This is a genomic window from Microcystis sp. M169S2 (assembly GCF_020245865.1).
Lineage (GTDB): Bacteria > Cyanobacteriota > Cyanobacteriia > Cyanobacteriales > Microcystaceae > Microcystis > Microcystis ichthyoblabe_A.
In genome coordinates this window covers 1-3,779 of sequence record NZ_JADBUB010000172.1, presented here as the reverse complement: position 1 = coordinate 3,779, position 3,779 = coordinate 1, and the positions used below count along the sequence as shown (strand labels likewise).

At 39.1% G+C, this 3,779-nt stretch carries 3 protein-coding genes and 2 pseudogenes; all 5 read left to right on the top strand.

From position 1 onward, the window contains the following. A pseudogene (locus IM485_RS16790) lies at positions 1-120 on the top strand (IS5 family transposase); the annotation flags it as partial. 21 nt (positions 121-141) lie between these two features. Continuing rightward, positions 142-711, top strand: a pseudogene (locus IM485_RS16785) (CobW family GTP-binding protein); the annotation flags it as partial. A 502-nt stretch (positions 712-1,213) separates the two neighbouring features. Then, positions 1,214-1,993, top strand: a complete 780-nt coding sequence (locus IM485_RS16780; protein WP_287744456.1) for a hypothetical protein — start codon at positions 1,214-1,216, stop codon at positions 1,991-1,993. Next, on the top strand, positions 1,993-2,802 hold the full coding sequence (locus IM485_RS16775; protein WP_108935704.1) for a metallophosphoesterase family protein: 810 nt from the start codon (positions 1,993-1,995) through the stop codon (positions 2,800-2,802). The genes IM485_RS16780 and IM485_RS16775 overlap by 1 nt, the downstream gene beginning before the upstream one ends. A gap of 21 nt (positions 2,803-2,823) precedes the next feature. Next, a complete protein-coding gene (locus tag IM485_RS16770; protein WP_002787216.1) occupies positions 2,824-3,522 on the top strand; it encodes a metallophosphoesterase family protein in 699 nt (232 codons plus the stop codon). Positions 3,523-3,779 lie beyond the last annotated feature (257 nt).

Sequence of the window (3,779 nt, the reverse complement as noted above, 5' to 3'; positions counted from 1 at the left end):
ATATTTCGGATACTTTCATCAAGATACAGAAATCGCAGACGGCGATTTGGTCTGAGATTGAATTTGATTGCTGGTATCTACAATTACGAACTTCGTTACCGACAAAAGGATATATCTTGATTACTTTTGCAAGAGATCTATAGTAATATTGCCCTTAGTCAAATTCGTTATGGTGACGTGGTAATTCTCAATAAAATAGATCGAGTCAGTGGCAAAAAATTAGATGATTTAGAAAAGTTTATTCGTCGAGAAAAAGAGGGTATAAGACTCCTAAAAAGTAGTTATGGCCAGGTTCCTTTGGGTTTATTGTTAGATCTAGGTTTAACTAAAGAAGAATTGTATAAAGTCCAGTTGAGAGACTTTCAAAAAAATCGCCCAAGCTTCAGTAATAATCAATCTCCTGAAGACTTTAATTTTGTCTCCTTTGTTAGCGATAAACCATTTAATCTAGATAAAATTGAACCTTTTCTCACGGAAAAAATGCCGATAAATGTTTTTCGAGCTAAAGGGATTCTCTGGTTTCAACAAAGCGATTTAAAACATATTTTTCAATTGAGCGGTCCTCGTTACGATCTGCAAGCGGTAGAATGGGATACATCTCCTAATAATCAGTTAGTTTTTATCGGCAGAAATTTAAATAAAGAGGAAATATTGACACAACTAAACGAATGCTTGGCTAGTTCTCAAAAAATTAAAAAGGACAAACTATGAATAGACCTCTTGCAGAAATCAAAAATCGTTGTTAGGGTTAGGAGTCAGTAGCCAGTAGTCAGGAGAATTAAGAATGAATAATAATCAATTAAATAGTCTATTTACACATTTTATGCGATTTTTTGCTGTTTTTGAACTCTCAAAAATTAATTATGCAAGAACTCTAATGATTTATGGATAAAAACTTTAAAATTTAACGAACCCTCGATCCAATGGTTTTACATCTCTTTGTTCTCCAAGTTCATTATCGCAAACCCTTGCACTTTACGGAAGCGGCGATCACAATTAAAAATGATGGGAATTACCTTAGTTGATTTACCGGATGGACAAAGCCAATGGTATCCTAGAGAAAAGAGCCATAACCATGATTAATATCCCAAGAAACCGCCAATTTTTCCCAAAATAACCTTACTAAGTCTAGAGGATTGGTTAAGGAAGATTACTTGCCCCAATCTAACTTATGCTAGAATGATTATCATTACCACAATAAAGAAGGAGCAAAATGATTATCGTGGTGACGGGGGGTATAGCTGCGGGAAAAACCCATTGGATTCGCCAACAAATCGCCCAAAGCAAGCAGCCAAGTCTATATTTTAGTCCCCAGACGGAAACTTTTCCCATTGATCATCTCACTTTACAGAATGACTTTCCCCAGTTGTCCTCTATTTCTAGGGAAGAAGAAGACCTTTTGAGCAGTTTATCCATGGAAAACACGATCTACATGGAAGTACCATGGCATTTAGACACGCAATCCCTCGAAAGCTTTCTAAAACCCCTCAATTGTCATCGGGTAGCGATTACGTCTCCAGAAGAAGAAATCCCCGAAGGACAAGTTCCCGTCGATGAAATTGTCATCAGTCCCGTCAAAACAACAATAAAAGGTGATCAATGGTTAAAAAAACGAGAAATACAGATTTATAGAGCCGTTTTAACGGGAGAAGTCCTCGATTTTTCCAGTTTAACCACCTTTTGGACAGAATTAACCCAAGGAGCCTATGGGGAAGTGCTGCGGGTTAAAAGTATCTTCGATATCATCGACGGTCAGTGTATTTATGGGGAATTTATGGATGAATGGCCAGAAAAAGACTTTCAAAGCTTAAATTTCCCCTTAAATCTCGATGGGAGACCGAATCGCTTTAGTGGGATTGAAATCGTCGGTCGCAATCTTGATAAACCGACAATTGCCGATACCCTGAGTGATTGTTGTCTGTCCGATGAGGCACTTTTTTATTATCAACAACAATTTCAAGAATCTTTAGAGCCAGAAATGGAGTTAATCTGATGAAAATAGCCGTTTTATCCTGTATTCATGGCAATATGCCCGCTTTAAATGCTGTTTTGCAAGATTTAGACCAACAGGGTTGTCAAGAAATCTACTGTTTAGGGGATTTAGTTGGGTATGGACCCCATCCTAACCAAGTGGTGGAAAAAATCCGTCAACTGGGGATTACCACGGTACAAGGGTGTTGGGATGAGGATATCGTTGAGGGATTAAATGCCTGTGAGTGCAGTTATCCGTCGCTTTTAGCAGAAAAACGCGGTAGATTAGCTCATGAGTGGACAAATCAAATAATCACCCCAGAAAACCGTAATTATTTGTCAAAACTGCCCGAAATTTTTAAGCTAGATCACCTCTGTTTTGTCCATGGTAGTCCCCAAAGTAACCATGAGTATCTTTTAGCCGAAATGGACGCTTTTACGGCTTTAGAACGGGTTTTATCGGTAGATACAGAGGTTTTATTCTGTGGACATACCCACATCCCCTACATTCGCACTCTCGACGAGGGAAGCTTGCAAATAAAAGTGTATCAACCCGATGGGGAACAGTCGCGGCAATTTACCACACCGGTTAAACGTATCATCAACGTGGGATCGGTGGGAGAACCGCGTCACGGTCGTCCAAATGCCACCTATGTGATTTACGATCGAGAAACGGCAGCGGTACAACTGCGAGAAGTGGCCTATAACTATCAGGAAACCTGTCAGGCTATTTTAGAATCGGGTTTACCTCCTATTTTCGCTTGGCGATTGGCTAAGGGTCTAGAATATGCGGAAAAAGCCGATGATCCGACTCATGTTTGCGAACGTTAATTTGTGATAAATCAAGAAATTATGTGGGCGATTTTAAGCGGTATTCAAGGCAATTTACCAGCCTATCAAGCGGTATTGGAAGATATTCAGCAACGGTCAGTTACTGTAGAAAATTTATATATTTTAGGAGATTTTATCGGTGTTAATCCCGATAGTGAAATGCTGGTAGAACAAATACGTTATCCCACTAAAAATAACTTATATCCGCAGGTTTGTCGGGGATGGTGGGAAGAACAATGTCTAATTTTACACAGTTTGGGAGCCACAGGAGAACCGACGGAATTAATCCATAAACATGGAATTGACAGCACTAAACAACTCTGGGATGCAGTTTCTTTAGAAACAGTGCAATGGTTACGAAATCTCGATTTTGGTTTTGTCGAGTTGGATTGTTTATTAATTCATGGCAGTAGTGTCAGTGTTAGTGAAGAATTAACCCCCGATACTCCCCCATGGCAAATTTTAGATCGACTGCAACGGGTGGGAGTTAATAATCTATTTTGTGGTCGTGCGGGAAAAGTTTTTGATTATTCTTTACAGTCCGCTAATTTAACCAGCACTGTTACTACTTTAGATAAACGGCAACCAAGTCAAACTTTGACGATTCAAGATAAGCGTTTAATTGGGGTTGGTAGCGTTGGTAAAGAATTAAATAAAGCAGTTTACACTCTCTATAATCCTAGTAATAATTGCGTGGAGTTTAGAACCGTACCTTATTAATCTTTCAGAGATTAATTAAATATTAAAGATTAATTTAAGTAGGTAGGCGTTAAAAATTATCAAACACCCCCCTTATCAAGGGGGGATTTATCTTCAATTTAATTAGGGTTTGCAGCAAAAAGTACGGGCGAAGCATTCGGATAGAAAATCTACGGTTTCACCGATAGGTTATTGCCCGAATGCTTCGCCCCTACAGGACGCGGGCCGATGAAGACGCAAGGTTTGGAAGCACAATTCTCTCAAAATCTTGCACCTGT